This window comes from uncultured Holdemanella sp. (assembly GCF_934754935.1).
In the GTDB taxonomy this organism is placed as follows: Bacteria; Bacillota_I; Bacilli_A; order Erysipelotrichales; family Erysipelotrichaceae; genus Holdemanella.
In genome coordinates, this window is record NZ_CAKVJB010000027.1 from 20,207 (window position 1) to 35,428 (window position 15,222).

Annotated in this window: 17 protein-coding genes; 2 read left to right on the forward strand and 15 right to left on the reverse strand. The window is 34.2% G+C overall.

What is annotated here, in order from left to right; translation table 11 throughout:
- Positions 1–522: 522 nt before the first annotated feature.
- Complete coding sequence (locus Q0E86_RS08105; RefSeq protein ID WP_295756001.1) at positions 523–1,518, reverse strand: LacI family DNA-binding transcriptional regulator; 996 nt, start codon at positions 1,516–1,518, stop codon at positions 523–525.
- Positions 1,519–2,069: 551 nt separating this feature from the next.
- Between Q0E86_RS08105 and Q0E86_RS08110 the strand changes: the two genes are divergently transcribed.
- Positions 2,070–2,327: a hypothetical protein gene (locus Q0E86_RS08110; protein WP_295756003.1), complete on the forward strand. Its 258-nt coding sequence runs from the start codon at positions 2,070–2,072 to the stop codon at positions 2,325–2,327.
- A gap of 159 nt (positions 2,328–2,486) precedes the next feature.
- Here Q0E86_RS08110 and Q0E86_RS08115 read toward each other — a convergent pair whose 3' ends face one another.
- The 8 genes from Q0E86_RS08115 to Q0E86_RS08150 all read right to left on the reverse strand — a co-directional run bounded on the left by Q0E86_RS08115 (position 2,487) and on the right by Q0E86_RS08150 (position 9,352).
- The gene (locus tag Q0E86_RS08115) at positions 2,487–3,377 is read right to left on the reverse strand and encodes an ROK family protein (RefSeq protein WP_295756006.1); all 891 of its coding nucleotides are present in this window, start codon (positions 3,375–3,377) and stop codon (positions 2,487–2,489) included.
- Positions 3,378–3,450: 73 nt separating this feature from the next.
- Complete coding sequence (locus tag Q0E86_RS08120) at positions 3,451–4,320, reverse strand: ketose-bisphosphate aldolase (protein ID WP_288518766.1); 870 nt, start codon at positions 4,318–4,320, stop codon at positions 3,451–3,453.
- A 22-nt stretch (positions 4,321–4,342) separates the two neighbouring features.
- On the reverse strand, positions 4,343–5,197 hold the full coding sequence (locus Q0E86_RS08125) for a class II fructose-bisphosphate aldolase (RefSeq protein ID WP_288518764.1): 855 nt from the start codon (positions 5,195–5,197) through the stop codon (positions 4,343–4,345).
- Positions 5,198–5,230: 33 nt separating this feature from the next.
- Positions 5,231–6,325 (reverse strand): PTS fructose transporter subunit IIC, encoded by a 1,095-nt coding sequence (locus tag Q0E86_RS08130; protein ID WP_295756012.1) that lies wholly within the window; start codon positions 6,323–6,325, stop codon positions 5,231–5,233.
- 29 nt (positions 6,326–6,354) lie between these two features.
- Positions 6,355–6,672 carry a PTS fructose transporter subunit IIB gene (locus tag Q0E86_RS08135; protein ID WP_117992443.1) on the reverse strand — a complete coding sequence of 106 codons (318 nt, stop codon included), beginning with the start codon at positions 6,670–6,672 and terminating at the stop codon, positions 6,355–6,357.
- Positions 6,673–6,924: 252 nt separating this feature from the next.
- Positions 6,925–7,374 (reverse strand): PTS sugar transporter subunit IIA, encoded by a 450-nt coding sequence (locus Q0E86_RS08140; RefSeq protein ID WP_117992444.1) that lies wholly within the window; start codon positions 7,372–7,374, stop codon positions 6,925–6,927.
- A gap of 13 nt (positions 7,375–7,387) precedes the next feature.
- Positions 7,388–8,998 carry a transcription antiterminator gene (locus tag Q0E86_RS08145; RefSeq protein ID WP_367117391.1) on the reverse strand — a complete coding sequence of 537 codons (1,611 nt, stop codon included), beginning with the start codon at positions 8,996–8,998 and terminating at the stop codon, positions 7,388–7,390.
- A 3-nt stretch (positions 8,999–9,001) separates the two neighbouring features.
- The gene (locus Q0E86_RS08150; protein ID WP_295756017.1) at positions 9,002–9,352 is read right to left on the reverse strand and encodes a helix-turn-helix domain-containing protein; all 351 of its coding nucleotides are present in this window, start codon (positions 9,350–9,352) and stop codon (positions 9,002–9,004) included.
- A gap of 283 nt (positions 9,353–9,635) precedes the next feature.
- Between Q0E86_RS08150 and Q0E86_RS08155 the strand changes: the two genes are divergently transcribed.
- Complete coding sequence (locus Q0E86_RS08155) at positions 9,636–9,959, forward strand: acylphosphatase (protein WP_295756019.1); 324 nt, start codon at positions 9,636–9,638, stop codon at positions 9,957–9,959.
- Positions 9,960–9,971: 12 nt separating this feature from the next.
- Here Q0E86_RS08155 and Q0E86_RS08160 read toward each other — a convergent pair whose 3' ends face one another.
- From Q0E86_RS08160 to Q0E86_RS08185, 6 genes are all read right to left on the reverse strand, one after another.
- Positions 9,972–10,166, reverse strand: a complete 195-nt coding sequence (locus Q0E86_RS08160; protein ID WP_288537013.1) for a type II toxin-antitoxin system HicB family antitoxin — start codon at positions 10,164–10,166, stop codon at positions 9,972–9,974.
- 804 nt (positions 10,167–10,970) lie between these two features.
- Positions 10,971–11,897, reverse strand: coding sequence for a transketolase family protein (locus Q0E86_RS08165; protein WP_288537020.1), 927 nt, complete (start codon positions 11,895–11,897; stop codon positions 10,971–10,973).
- Complete coding sequence (locus Q0E86_RS08170; RefSeq protein WP_295756022.1) at positions 11,894–12,712, reverse strand: transketolase; 819 nt, start codon at positions 12,710–12,712, stop codon at positions 11,894–11,896. The genes Q0E86_RS08165 and Q0E86_RS08170 overlap by 4 nt, the downstream gene beginning before the upstream one ends.
- Position 12,713: 1 nt before the next feature.
- Positions 12,714–13,601 (reverse strand): Cof-type HAD-IIB family hydrolase, encoded by an 888-nt coding sequence (locus Q0E86_RS08175; RefSeq protein WP_295756024.1) that lies wholly within the window; start codon positions 13,599–13,601, stop codon positions 12,714–12,716.
- A complete protein-coding gene (locus Q0E86_RS08180; protein ID WP_295756027.1) occupies positions 13,602–14,450 on the reverse strand; it encodes an L-ribulose-5-phosphate 3-epimerase in 849 nt (282 codons plus the stop codon).
- Complete coding sequence (locus Q0E86_RS08185) at positions 14,434–15,135, reverse strand: L-ribulose-5-phosphate 4-epimerase (RefSeq protein WP_295756030.1); 702 nt, start codon at positions 15,133–15,135, stop codon at positions 14,434–14,436. The genes Q0E86_RS08180 and Q0E86_RS08185 overlap by 17 nt, the downstream gene beginning before the upstream one ends.
- Positions 15,136–15,222 lie beyond the last annotated feature (87 nt).

Sequence of the window (15,222 nt, forward strand, 5' to 3'; positions counted from 1 at the left end):
AAGCTCCTTGAGCATCTTGGTGAACTCTTCAATATCAGAGAAATTTCCTTCGAATGCTGGGGAACTGTACAGTTTGTACAGAACCGTAAAGGCGTGATCTTTACTGTTGTTCCATTCGGTCATGGAGTTAAGGATGTGTCACCTCCTACAAAAGAACTCATGAAGCTAACACTGGAACAAAAACTGTCCCACAGCGGTCATCCGGTGCTTCTGTCTACGATGACAGAGGAATCCTTTTTATTTGAATATAGTGCGATTTGAACATAATATGTCTTGAGTTTATAGTTTTGGGGAGCATTGTTGTATTATAATTATAATAATTGTTCCCTACAAGGAGGAAAAATCATGCCCGTACAATATAGTGAAATACAAGAATTGCTCAGAAGTCGCGCCGATCTTCACGCTAGGCTTAATTTGATGCCATACGATGGAACACCTGAAATCAAAGAACGTGGCGACAAGAAAAGACTTTTCCTACGAAAAAGTCTTTTCTTGATCAACTTCACAGTAATCCTCCTAATATTAGAACTGTGTTGTATTTCGCTTAATAAATTTACATGGAATCTCCATTTTTTGTCGAACTGATTTTCCCGCAAGAATTTTAATAAGCGAATCAACCGCAATTTCACTTAACTCTTCTTCTTGTGAATCAATAGAACTCATTTCCGGATAGCAACAAACACATAGTTCTGAGTTATTGAATCCAACGACATTGACATCTTCAGGAATCGACTTATTGATTTGATGCACATATTTAAGTGCACCAACAGCCATCGCATCATCACTGGCGATTACGGCATCAAAATCTAACTTTTTCTTTGTCAGTAAATCTCTTGCCTTTAATACGTTATTTGGCATAAATATCTTGTATTCTTCCTGCACCTTTAAACCATTATCAATCAGTGCATCTTGATATCCCTCTAATTTTTTTACTGTGCTGTACGAATTGGCATCATACAAAAACACAATTTTCTTCCTTCCAACTTCGATTAGATTACATACAGTATCATAAACCGCTTTATAATTATCTGTTAAAACACAATATACTCCTGGCACTCGAATGTAACCATTCATAAGTACCACAGGAACTTTCTGGGCAGCATCTTTAAGGTATTGAATATCATTCTGTCCGCAATCCCCTGCATAATGTGAACCGACTAATATCATCGCATCAATTCTTCGATCCAATAATATTTTTACAGCTTCCACTTTTTCTTCATAATCAAAGCCACTACACATTAAAATCGAGTCATATCCATACTTGCGTAAATTCTTTTCTAAATACGCAATCGCACTTGCCATATAACGATCGGATACATCTGGGCAAACCAAGCCAACCGTTTTAACCGAATTTAATCCTAAGCCTCTGGCAAATACATTGGGTGTGTAATCATACTCATTCATAACGTCCCAGACTTTCTTTTTCGTTTTTTCTGAAACCTTAGGACTATTATTGATTACTCGCGATACTGTCGCAATCGATACGCCTGATAATTTGGCAATGTCATAAATGTTCATAATTGTTTCACTCCTCAACCCTATTCCAACGCACTGAAAATTGCAAGTACTTACATCATATTTCTTGTTGTAGCCACTCACATTTCATAAGTCAATTTTTTTTAAAATCGTTTTCACACTTGTAATTAAGGGGTTATTATCTCTTTTTCTATATTTTATCAAAAAACAGATATGAAACATACTTATTTGTAAGCTTTTTAAATTTTTCTATTGCTTTATTCAAAAAACAGGGTTGTTCTGTGTAAACACTTACATCTGACATTTAAAATATAGACAGGTAGAAATTGTGCAAAAATTTATAAGATTCATTTTAACGACTTGGTAACTGTTGCACCATGTCCTCTAGAAAAAGGGACTATATGTAATGTCGATGGACAAGAAATTACACTTATTGAAGATATTGCCCAAAGACATAAATTTACGTTGAAAGATATTGAAAAGGATTAACCTATTATTAAATATGGATATCCTATTGGAATCGCGAAGGATATAAAGAAGTAGCTATCACATTAAGAGAGACTATCAATGCCAATATCAACAACTGGTCCGCTATGTTGTATGATGGAAAAGATTACTATTTCTCAAATAAATACAAGATGCAGATTGTAGACAGAGTCGATGGTGTAGATAGCTTTGGCGCTGGATTGATTGCAGCAAGTCTAGAAGGATATGATGCAAAAGTCAATAATCGAATTTTGATAGCTGCAAGTTGTTTAAAACACTCCATTGAAGGTGATTTCAACATAGTGAGTATGGACGAAGTGTTGCAATTAGCTGGTGGAGACGGTTCAGGACACGTCCAAAAATAAACCAATTATTTGGTAGCAACAGATTACTATTATGTATTTATTTCTCCTATTCCAACAACAATACTTACATTAAAATATCCTAATCGTAGTATCTGTTTCTATATATAACAAAATGACCGATATTTCACTCCCACTGAATATCGGCCATTTTATTGTGTGTTAACTATTAAATGCTAAACAAGCCGCTCCTAATAGTCCGCTATCTTCATTTAGAGTTGATTTTCTTACTTTTACTAATGGTTCAACTACTGGATATACCTTTGTTTTTACTAAGCTTTCAACATCTTCTACAAATCCAGGAATCTTTAAAGCTACAGATCCTCCTAGAATTACAATTTCCGGATCAATAAATGCTTGAATACCAGCAATAAAGTTTGCCAAATACAATTTAGCATCGTCCATAATCTTTTGTGCTTCTAAATTTCCTTTTAAAGCTAAATCATTTACTTCTCCTGCATGAGCTACAATTAAGCCTGCTTTTTCTGCACGTTGCTCAATGGCAGTTCCACTACAAATTGCTTCTACGCCGCCTGGATAAATGCTTCCGTGACTTGGCCCATTATCCCATAAACATACATTGGCTACTTCATTTGCAAATCCATGAGCTCCTTGGAATACTTTTTTATTAATTACAAGTCCTGCTCCAAGTCCTGTGGAAACAGTTAAGTATTGAACAATATTATACTCTTTTCCTTCCCCAATTATAGCTTCTGCAAGAGCTGCAAGATTTGCATCATTTTCTAAATAGACAGGTTTATGAATCAGATTTTCTAATTCTTTTGTGATACAAAGTCCATGCCACTTTCCATGTAGATTTGGTGTAGTTAAAATTTTCCCTTCAATCAAATCTAATGGACCTGGACATGACATTCCTACTCCAACAATTTCTTTATCAAACCTTTCAATGGCTTGTTTAATTTTAAATAGGGTAATATCTGGATTATCGGCATCAGTAGAGAATTGTGCTCTTTCCTCAATTTTATATTTTTCATCAATCAACGCTACTCGTGTATTGGTTCCTCCAATATCAATTGCGACTGCATATTTCATTGTATATTCTCCATTCTATAGAAAAAGGAAACTCAAGGTTTCCTTTTATATGTAATTATCTGCTACTTAATTCTTATTCGTAATAACATTTAACTTTGTCTTGAGAGTTAAATAATCTAATTTTGTCAGCACATACTTTTCCACATGCTTCCATAGCTGCAGGATAGATTTCTAATGGTTCTCTGTATCCTGGGTTTTCATTTAATGTTTTACGTGCTTGTTCGTAGAATGCAACTTTGATATCACTTGAAATGTTGATTTTGCAGATACCATTCTTAACTGCTTCAGCGATTTCTTCATCTTTATTTGATGATCCACCATGTAATACTAATGGTACTGAAACTTGGTCAGTGATTTCTTTTAAGATATCAATACGTAATTCTGGTTTCATATCTTTTGGATAGATACCATGAGCTGTACCGATAGCACATGCGAATGTATCGATTCCTGTATCTTCAATGAATTGTTTTGCTTCTTCTGGAACTGTGTAGATAACACCTTCAGTTCCACCTTCAATAGAGTTACCTGTTGTACCAATTGTACCTAATTCTGATTCTACTGAAACGTTAGCGATGTGTGCTGTTTCAACAACTTTTTTAGTAATAGCAACGTTTTCTTCGTATGGAAGTTTAGATGCATCGATCATTACTGATGTCATACCTGCTTGAATAGCACGTACTACTGTTTCATATGAATCACCGTGGTCTAAGTGAATACATACAGGAACATCTGTATGAGCTGCTTCATAAAGCATAGCTTGAATTTGTGCGTTTCCAACGAAATTGAATTCATCTGGACTCATTTCCAAAATAACTGGTGATTTCAATTCTTTTACAGTCTTCATAACTGCTTTTAACAATTGGTCAGATCCAATGTTGAATGCAGGTACTGCAAAGTGGTTTTTTTGTGCTACTGTTAGCAAATCTTTCATGTTCATTAACATAATATGTTACCTCCTATTTAAACTATAAAGATTTTCCTTCTGATCCGGATAAGCGGATATAATGTTTAACTAATTCTTGACTTTCTTTTTCAACCTGGTGCATCATTACCCAGAAGTTGATGTCTGGATCTGCTGCCAAGTGCTTTTTGATTGCTCCTGTGTTCGCATTCATAAAGTCACAACCAACATTAATTTTATTGATTCCATATTTTACTGATTTCAAGATGTTTTCATCACCTGAACCAGATCCACCGTGTAATACAAGTGGCATTTTTGTAAGTTCTTTAATTTCTTTTAATCTTTCAAAATCAAATTCCGGAACATATCCTTCTGGATAATTTCCATGACTTGATCCGTATGATACAGCTAATGCATCAATACCTGTTTCTTGTGCAAATCGCAATGCTTGCTGAGGATTCGTTTTCATCTGATCACTAGTGAATTCTTCTCCTTCAGTGGCCCCCATGCATCCTATTTCACCTTCAACTGATGCGTCAAATTCTTGAGCAAACTCAACAATTTCACGAGTCATTTTAATATTACCTTCCAAATCATATCTGGAAGCATCTACCATTACACTTGAATATCCGTCGTGCAACGCCTTCTTTAATAAAGGCACCTCTTGCCCATGATCGAAGTTAAGTGCAACTTCCACACTTGCTCTATTTGCCAATTTCTTTACAATTGGAGCAATTAAATCGCTATCACAATGATTGACCATGTGTTCTTGCACAATGTTAATAATGATTGGCGCTCGAAGCGACTGTGCAGCCTCAATGCATGCACGAGTCGTTTCGATGTTAAAACAATTTATAGCCATCACAGCATAATTTCCTTGGTTTGCTCTTTCAAGCATTCCTTTCATTGAAACATACATATTTTTTATCCTTCTTCTTAAACTTAAACTTTTTTATTCGAATGAGATTCCTGATAAATCTACTTCAGCTTCTTCTTCGTCAACAGATCCGCCAGCGTATTCTTCATCAGTTAATTTTTTCTTCAATACATTTAATAAGATTGCTGTTACACAACTTCCTGCTAATAATGCAACTACTGCAATAAATGGATTTGACATTGCTGGAATTACGAATACTCCACCTGATGGAACTTTAGATCCAACGCCGAATGTAAAGCTGATTGCTCCACATACACCACATCCAATTGAAGTTGAAGCAACTGTACGAAGTAAGTCGTTCATTGCGATAGGGATAACACCTTCAGAAATCATACATAATCCCATTGGGAATGCAACTTTGATTGCATCTTCTTCTTGAGCTGTAAAGATTCTCTTCTTCAATACTTTTGATAACAACCATCCAAAAGTTACACCAATTGGAGGTACCATAGCAGCTAATACTTTGATTGCTTCTGGTTCTGTAATTCCATCTAATAATAAACCATCACAAATTAAGTTAGGAACTTTACTGATTGCTCCACCGAAGTCAATACATCCGATGAATCCAATAACGAATCCGTATAATGTTTTTTGAGATTGGTCTAATCCAGTTACGAAGTTATTTAATCCGTTAGTCATAGCAGTGATTGGTCCACCTAATACGAAGTACATTAATAATCCACCAATCATAGCTGTTAATGTTGGGATAATCATCATTGGCATTAAAGCTTCAGCCCATTTAGGAACTTTTACATATTTACGAATAGCTAATGCAATATAACCAGCAACGAAACCACCAATCATTCCTCCAAGGAATCCTGCTCCTAAGAATGATGCGATTTGACCCATTAAGAAACCTGGGGCAATACCTGGACGGTCAGCGATAGAATAAGAAATGTATCCACCAATGAATGATGGTAATAATCCCATACCTAGAACACCAAGTGAAGTGAATGCGCTAGGAACAGTCATCTTACTAAGATCTGTTACAACTTCTCCTCCCATTAAGTTACCAACGGCAATTAACAAACCAGATGCAACAACTAGTGGCAACATGTAAGAAATCGCTGTTAGCAAGTGCTTTTTAATTTCTGCTAATGCTTTTTTCATTTTTTTACTCTCCTTTTTTATTATTAAGCTTATTTAGTTTTGTTTAATTCTGCTTCTACTTTTTCAAGCAATTGTTTAGGCGCTTTAGTTACTAAGCTAGTTCCAACTTTAACAACCTTTTTGTCTTTGAAACGTTCTGTACCAGTGATCTGAATATCAACTGCAAGAATAACAACATCCGCTTCTTGGATTTGTTCTGGAGTTAATTCATCTTCAGTTCCAATAGTACCTTGTGTTTCCACGTGGATCTCGTGTCCTAATGCTTCAGCGGCACGGATCAATTTTTCTTTAGCAATATAAGTGTGCGCAATACCTGATGTACAAGCAGCAACGGCAACAATTTTCATATTACTATCTCCTTTCTTCAGGACTTATGTCCTCTCTTTAACTGTCTAAATGATACAATGGAAAGCGCTTTCTTACACATTAATAGAGGGCATTTTATTGTGGTAATTTATTCCGGAAAATAAAACGGAAAGACTTTTTAATGTGGTACTTTTTCAAATGTCCGTATTAAATTACCGGATTTAATTGTGGTAACTTTTATTTGTTAATCACAGAAAAAAAGCAGACCCACAAGATCTGCTTAGTTACACATATTAGTTAAATACTTCTTTTAGTTCTTCTACTGTTTTTGCGTTTAATAATTTTTCGATGTTTTCATCGTTTCCTAATTTACCAGCAATCTGAGCCAATAACTTCATATGATTTCTTGCATATTCATGATCATTGCTTACGGCAAATAAGAAAATAAGTTTTACGCCTTGGCCATCTAATGTTTCCCACTCGATTTCATTATTTAATTTACCAATCGCAATTCCTACCTGTGTTACAGAATCACTTTTTCCATGTGGAATCGCAACAAAGTTTCCAATACCAGTAACACCTTCTGATTCACGAAGATAGATATCTTTTACGAATTCATCAACATCTCCAATATAATTGGCATCTTTCAATTTGGCAGCCAAATGACGAATTGCTTCATCCTTATTTTTTGCCTCCATGTTTAAATCGATAATTCTTTCATCTAATACGTCTTTTAATTCCATTTCCTTCTACCTCCTATTGAATTAAAAATTTATATAAATCTATGTTTGATTTCATTGATTTAATTTTTTTCAAATTTTCTTCTCTTTCTATAATTGAAATATATTCCTTATAGAAACACTGGATTCTTTTAATTTCTTCTGGAGTTGTCATTTTAAATCCTAATAAAAATACAAGATCAACTTCATCATCATTCCAGCGTATTGGTTTATCTAATACGGCAATTGATAATTTAGGTTCAATAACTTCGCTTTGTGCACCATGCGTTACACTAATATTGTTTCCAATCGAAGTTGTTGTGGCCTTTTCTCTTTCCATTACTGTTTCAAAGAAATCCGTCGAAACATATCCACGCTTTGCCATTGTCGATGACATAAAGCTTAATAGTGATTCTTTATCTTCATACTTTTGATGTACAAAGATTAGATCTGGATCTAATAATGGATAACATTCTGGAGAGAATGATGTTACTTTTTCATTTCTGTTTTTTAATACCACTTCTATTTGTTCTCTTAGACTTACAATTCCACTATCACTTAATAAGTTTGGAATCACAATAATCCGAGAATCTTTTACATCCAATTCCTTTTGCGTGATAATCACATCACTTGTCTTATCTCCATACAATTTATAGTCATGCGTACTCATAACACGAATCTCATTGATTTCTGGAATTGATTTTTTTAATCGCTCCGTCAACAGCTGTGCATGTCCTCTTGAAAAGTCGGCAATCAATAATACATTGAAATGACGTTTGATTCTTTCAAGTGAAGATTGTATATATAAAACAATGTAACCAACTTCATCCTCTGTTAATTGAAGACCATAATATTCTTCAAACATAATACTTATAGACATAGTAGCTCTAAATACTGTTTTATATTCTGACTTAATGAAATGTACTAATGAGTTTGTTTGAGACAAGCCATGACGGATTCTAAATATCGTTGGTCTTAAATGTATAATCAAACTTTCCTTTAGCTTTTCATCCTGCGATAAATCCACATCCAAAATATTTCCAACAACATGCAGTGACATATCGACAAATTCAATTAATTTATTGTCATATTTCTGTACTTGTTCAAGTGTTTCATCTACGGCTGAAATACCAATAAATTTTGAGCACATCATCTGAATGGCTAAAAATAACACTTCTTCATTCGAAAAGAATACATGTAGCTTTTCCTGTAGCTTCTTAAATATTGCCACCGTGAAAGGATATTCATTGTATTTTTGTAGGATTTGAATCTCTCCTCGATCTTCCACCTTTGGTGGTTCAATCTCTCTACGCTGATATGCGATACAACAATAAATGAAAATTTCATAGAATGACTCATCGGTAAATCGATAGTTCCATTCATTTTCTGTTTCAATAATTGATTTTTGAATCAATTTCGTATCCATGTTATAGAAGAAATAATCCATATTGGATTTAATCTTTTCATTATCAAAATCACTCATGATAAAATCCTTCATCGCAACACGGTATTCATTCTCATTACAATCTAAGCGATAACCTCTATTCTTCTCATTCGCGATTTTCACTTTATATGGAGCCAACCATTTTTCACATTCACGAATAACCTTCAACACAGTAGGTGCACTCAAATACAATTCTTCAGTCAACCTTTATGTGGTGATTGTTTCCCATGGCCTTAACTTAAAGAATATTTTTAAAAGCTCCATTACACGATCATTATCATCATCTTTGACAACTACCGTATTTCGATTCATTAAAACCGACTGTAATTTTTGTTTCTGCTCTTCCGTACATTCCAACCACATTCCAACACGAGGCTTTTTCTGAATGATACCCATATCATTTTCTTGAAGATATTCATTAATATCAAAAATTTTATTTCGGATAGATTTTTCAGACATACCAACCGCATCTGCAATTTGCTGGGTCGATACGACATCTCCATCAATAAGACAATTTAGTATTTCTGTATTATAGTATTGTTTTTTTGCTTCTTTCATACTCACCTCATCACCTTACACATAAAAAATAACATAAATTGTATACGCTTACGTAAAAACTCACGCCTTTTTAATGTGGTAATTTTCTTGATAATCAAAAACTTTTTACCACATTTAATGTGTTACTTTTTAATATCTGTGTAAAGCTTACTTTCTTAGATAGACTCGCTATCCTTATAAGTATACCACAGAGGAAATTTCTGGTTATCTTATAAATAACTATAACTATATTAGAATTTTTTACGATAAGACCTTATAATGTATATAGAATAGGATACTAATTATGTTTAAATTTTTTAAAAAGAAAGAGAAAATAAAAAGAGAATTGCCACCAGGGACAATTCGTAAAGAATTTCGTTTTGAAGGAAATGTTCAAAACATTGGTTTTCGTTTTGAAATACAAAGCCATGCCAAACCATTAGGCATTACAGGCTATGCCAAGAATAACGAGGATGGTAGTGTTACTGCACAACTACAAGGAAACGAAAAAAACATTAATAAAGTAATTAAAGATCTTCAAAACATTGATCGTATTCAGATTGACTTTATCAGTGAAAAAGATCTTCCTTTAGATTATTATGAGAATGATTTTTTTATTCTGTATTAACTTGAACAATGCTCATGATTTAGAGCATTGTTTTTCATTTTCTTCTAAATATTTTAGATACACTCTTTTAGTAGCTTCGGCATCCGCAATTGCTTCTTCAATTGTATCTCCACCACCTACGCATCCTTTTAAATCTGGATATTCAACACACCATTCTGTTTTTCCATTTTCAAAATGCATTGGATACACTTTCATTTCATAGTCCATACTTTCTCTTCCTTTCTGTAATATATAATGATCTCTATGTTTAATTATAACAAACCAATATAGAAAAACAGACTGAATTCTAAAATTTCTAGATTCCCAGTCTGCTTTTTTTACTATTTAACAATTTCCTTAACTTTTTCTGCAATATGTTTGGCATCCAAACCATAATAATCCAATAAATTTGCATAACCATTCCTTTATCGGTATAATTCAGAAAGACTACTGGATACAGTGGCTGCTCTGAAATATAGTTAATGCTAAAGCACTATTCTATTTCCATTGTCAGTGGTGATTAGTGCTTTTTACATTTTTCTATAGTAGTGTATTCCTTTGCACTATCAATCAATCAATAAATAAATTTGCATAAATACTTCTTTATCGGTATAATACAAATATAGAAAAGCTACTGGAAAAGCAGTGGCTGCTCTGAAATAAAACTAATGCTTAAGCACTAATCTATTTCCATTGCGAGTGGTGATTAGTGCTTTTTGCATTTTTCTATAATAATCAATGTTACTTTTAGTATTTCTACTATGGCAAATAAGCACATAGCAACATCAATATGTAGATATATATACATAAGCTTTCCTCCTGTAAAAAAATAGAAGGATCTACTTACCTGGAACTCAAGATTCAAGGCTTTAAATCTCCTTAACAAGAGGCAACCACCAACCACATCCAGTAGCCAATTCCTATTATAAAGGTCCAATGTGAAAACATTATTAAATCGCTTAAATTCCTAAAAAATATTTCATAAACGCTAAACAAGCCACCCAACTATCAGGTGACTTGTTTTATTAAATACTATTTTTCTGTGATATCCTTGATTTTTTCTGCAATATGTTTAGCATCCAAACCATAATAATCCAATAGATCCTTTGGTTTTCCACTTCTACCAAATACATCCTGCATACCTAACATAAATTGTTTGCAAGCAATTCCTTCTGGTGCTAGTACTTCACTCACTGCACTACCTAAACCACCATATACATTGTGTTCTTCGACAGTCACTATCACATCATGTGTCTTTGCTGTTTCAATGATCAATTCCTTATCAATTGGTTTGATGGTTGGAATGTCAATGATTGTTGGTTTATTTTCTAACAAGTCATACGCTTTTAAACTTTCCTGTACCATTAATCCAGACGCAATGATAGCTACTTTACTTCCTTTTTTTAGTACATTTCCTTTGCCAAATTCAAATTTGTAGTTTTCATCATATACATCCTCTACTCCAAGTCTTCCTAATCGCACATAACATGGTCCTTCAATAGAGTATACGGCCTTGATGATTTCTTCAGTCTGTTTGGCATCACATGGCTGAAATACCTTCATATTTGGAATAGAACGCATTAGAGCTAAGTCTTCAATACACTGATGGCTTGCCCCATCTTCTCCGACACTGATTCCAGCATGGGTTGCACATACTTTTACATTCAAGTTTGGATAACAAATACTATTACGAATTTGCTCAAAAGCTCGGCCTGCCGCAAACATCGCAAAACTTGATGCGTACACTACTTTATTAGATGCAGCCATACCTGCAGCGACTGCCATCATATTTCCTTCGGCAATTCCCATATTGAAATGATGTTCAGGTCTTGCCTTTTTAGCTTCGATTGTCTTTGTAGATTTTGTAAGATCAGCATCCAATACAAATAGATCATCATGTTCTACAATTAGTTTTGCCAAAGTCTTACCATATGCTTCTCTTGTTGCCGTTGCCATTATTCAAGACCTCCTAATTCCTTCATTGCAGTTTCATACTGTTCATCATTTGGTGCAGCTCCATGCCATGCATAATTATTTTCCATGAAAGATACACCTTTACCCTTGATTGTATGGGCAATAATGATTGTTGGTTTATCCTTAACTTGTTTAGCTTGATTGAATGCATGTCTCAGTTCATCAAAATCATGTCCATTTACATTTAATACGTTCCATCCAAAAGCTTCAAACTTACTCATAAATGGTTCTGGTGAAATTACATCCTCAATATTTCCATCGATCTGTAAATGGTTATAGTCTAGAATTGCACATAAGTTATCTAGCTTATAATGACTTGCCGCCATAGCTGCTTCCCATACTTCACCTTCTTCACATTCTCCATCACCTAGTAAAGCATAAACACGATGATCATTTCCATCTACCTTATTTGAGATGGCCATACCTACTGCACAAGAAATTCCTTGCCCTAAAGATCCAGTAGACATATCCACACCAGATACATAATTCATATTAGGGTGTCCTTGTAATTTTGAATCGATATGTCTAAATCCTTTTAAATCTTCAATATCAATAAATCCCTTTTCTGCCAATGTAGCATATAATACTGGACTAGCATGTCCTTTACTCAACACAAAACGATCACGATCGATTGTATTTACATTATCATTATTGATATCCATCTGTTCAAAGTATAGTTCTGTCAAGATATCTGCAGCACTCAACGATCCTCCTGGATGTCCTGATTTTGCACTATATACTTCAGTTAGAATATGTTTTCTAATTCGATTTGCGTATAATTCAAGTATTTTATTTTCCATCTCAAACTCCTTTAATAACATTAAATTCCATTAATGCTTCATATATTCCATCTTCATTGTTAGATAAAGTAATATACTTTGCTTCATTTTTTACACTTTCAAGTGCTTGCCCCATAGCAAAACTGTAGTTTGTTTGTTTAAACATACTTATATCATTACCACCATCACCAAACACAAACACTTCATCTTTTGACCACCCAAACTTTTCCATCAAACGACATAGTGTATCCCCTTTTGTGTATCCTTTAGGACCCATTTCGATCTGTCTAGGTGTCGTTCTAAAGATTTCAAAGTGATCCCCATATTTATGAATTAATTTTTCCTCTACTTCATTTAAAATATCTGTTTCTTGCAAAATTTGAAATTTATTAATTGGACAATCAATTTCTTCTACTTTTTCAATATATTTTTGGCAAGGATAACCATTTCTCATATCCCAAAACCATGACCAAGCGCCTGCAGTCCACGGATAATCTTCTGGTAAATCTAATGATAAACGTAACTTCTGCTTCATTGTTAATATATGATCAGGCATATAATCAAATAAACCTTCATCATATACGGCAATGCTTTCTGCATTTAAATTCATCAAATACGAAAATACTGGGCGCACTTCATCTTCATGCATTTGTCTTAGTATCGTTCGCTGGTTTTTGGACATATCATATATCGCAATACCATTAATTTCGATAAGTAATCCTCCATATTTTTTTAGATTTAATTCTTCTAAATACGGTTGAATACGTCCATAATTTCTGCCTGATGCTAGGACAACTTTAATCCCATTTTTTTGGCATTCAATTAGAATATCTCTAGTCTTTGGTGAAATTTTATCTTTTGAATTTAATAAAGTTCCATCCATATCCATTACAATGGCTTTTATATTCATTTACTCAAATCCCTTATCTAATTTATCTCTTAAGAAGATTCCTGCATTCTTTACAACATCTTCCCAATCTTCATTATTCACATACCAGAATTCTCCAACAAACATACGCACTCCAAGTCGTTTCAATGTCTTAATATTCTTTACAAACTCTGTATGCCCTGTCCCAAATGGAATCTCACGATATTTGCCTGGTACGGTTTCTTTTAAATGACTCGCAAAAATGTGTCCTTTTCCACACATTAAATCTTCGTCCACATCTACACCATACAGTAATGATGCATTTTTTAAGTTTCCAATATCTGGATATACACCTAGATATGGACTGCTTACTAGATTTACATAGCGCATTGCCTTTTCTACTGTATCCATAAATGGTGTTTCCATCGTTTCAAAACCTAACACGATTCCTTTTTCGGCAGCCATTTCCACACATTTCTTTAGATTTGTTTCAAAATCATGATTTGTATATAAATCTCCATCTTCATAATAGACGTCATATCCAGCTAACTGAATAATACGAACACCTAAATCAGCCGCAAAATCAATGGCTTTCTTCATGATTTCTAGTGACTTCTTTTGAATTTCTTTATCATGAGATCCAAGTGGATATTTACGATGTCCACTTAAACACATCGAAGAAATTGGAACACCCGTTTTTTGAATGGCTTCCTTGATTTCATCTGTTGGCTGATCCAATCTTGCAAGTTTTGCATCACTCTCATCAATACTGATTTCCAAATAGTCAAATCCACTCTTCTTGGCAATCGTTAATTTTTCTACCCAAGTAAGCGTACTAGGCATACTCTTTTCATATAGACCTAGTCTATATTCTCTATTTAGCTTGTCCATAATAAGCTCCCGGTCCATGTTTACGATTAAAGTGTTTATCTAAAAGAACCTGCTGCATTGAATCAATTTCATTATTATTTAATAAAGATGCGATCGCATTCATCTTTGCACATTCCTCTAAAACAACCGCGTTATGAACCGCATTGAATCCATCAGTTCCCCATGTGAAAGGTCCATGTGAATGTACCAATACACCAGGAACTCTGTCTGGATCGATATTGCGTGTCTTAAACTCTTCTACGATAACTTTTCCTGTTTCCAATTCATAATCTCCATGAATTTCTTCTTCCGTCATCAAACGAGTACATGGAACGGCTCCATGGAAATAGTCAGCCTGTGTTGTTCCTAATGGAATGATATCTTTTCCTGCCTGTGCAAAGCTTGTTGCCCAAGTAGAGTGCGTATGCACGACTCCTCCAATATTTGGAAAATTACGATAGAATTCCAAATGCGTATCTAAATCTGAGCTTGGACGTAGATTTCCTTCCACAATATTTCCATCCATATCCACAAGAACAATATCATCACGAGTCATTACATCATATTCAACACCGCTTGGTTTAATAGCTACGATGCCTTTTTCACGATCGATTTCAGATACATTTCCCCATGTGAATGTGATCAACCCATATTTTGGCAATAATAAATTGGCATCTAGTACACGTTGTTTTAATTCTTCTAACATATTATTTCTCCCTGGTATATTGTAATTGACCCATCTAACTGGTCATCTACAATATACTTCTCCTTTCTTTCAACCTTTGATAACCGT

Coding starts and splice junctions, on each gene's coding strand:
- Q0E86_RS08150 (WP_295756017.1), bottom strand. CDS start 9,352: ATGAAAGAAGCAAAAAAACAATACTATAATACAGAAATACTAAATTGT.
- Q0E86_RS08135 (WP_117992443.1), bottom strand. CDS start 6,672: ATGAAAATTGTTGCCGTTGCTGCTTGTACATCAGGTATTGCGCACACT.
- Q0E86_RS08175 (WP_295756024.1), bottom strand. CDS start 13,601: ATGAATATAAAAGCCATTGTAATGGATATGGATGGAACTTTATTAAAT.
- Q0E86_RS08105 (WP_295756001.1), bottom strand. CDS start 1,518: ATGAACATTTATGACATTGCCAAATTATCAGGCGTATCGATTGCGACA.
- Q0E86_RS08115 (WP_295756006.1), bottom strand. CDS start 3,377: ATGAAATATGCAGTCGCAATTGATATTGGAGGAACCAATACACGAGTA.
- Q0E86_RS08125 (WP_288518764.1), bottom strand. CDS start 5,197: ATGTATGTTTCAATGAAAGGAATGCTTGAAAGAGCAAACCAAGGAAAT.
- Q0E86_RS08110 (WP_295756003.1), top strand. CDS start 2,070: ATGTTGTATGATGGAAAAGATTACTATTTCTCAAATAAATACAAGATG.
- Q0E86_RS08185 (WP_295756030.1), bottom strand. CDS start 15,135: ATGTTAGAAGAATTAAAACAACGTGTACTAGATGCCAATTTATTATTG.
- Q0E86_RS08170 (WP_295756022.1), bottom strand. CDS start 12,712: ATGGAAAATAAAATACTTGAATTATACGCAAATCGAATTAGAAAACAT.
- Q0E86_RS08120 (WP_288518766.1), bottom strand. CDS start 4,320: ATGTTAATGAACATGAAAGATTTGCTAACAGTAGCACAAAAAAACCAC.
- Q0E86_RS08130 (WP_295756012.1), bottom strand. CDS start 6,325: ATGAAAAAAGCATTAGCAGAAATTAAAAAGCACTTGCTAACAGCGATT.
- Q0E86_RS08180 (WP_295756027.1), bottom strand. CDS start 14,450: ATGGACAAGCTAAATAGAGAATATAGACTAGGTCTATATGAAAAGAGT.
- Q0E86_RS08140 (WP_117992444.1), bottom strand. CDS start 7,374: ATGGAATTAAAAGACGTATTAGATGAAAGAATTATCGATTTAAACATG.
- Q0E86_RS08160 (WP_288537013.1), bottom strand. CDS start 10,166: ATGGACTATGAAATGAAAGTGTATCCAATGCATTTTGAAAATGGAAAA.
- Q0E86_RS08155 (WP_295756019.1), top strand. CDS start 9,636: ATGTTTAAATTTTTTAAAAAGAAAGAGAAAATAAAAAGAGAATTGCCA.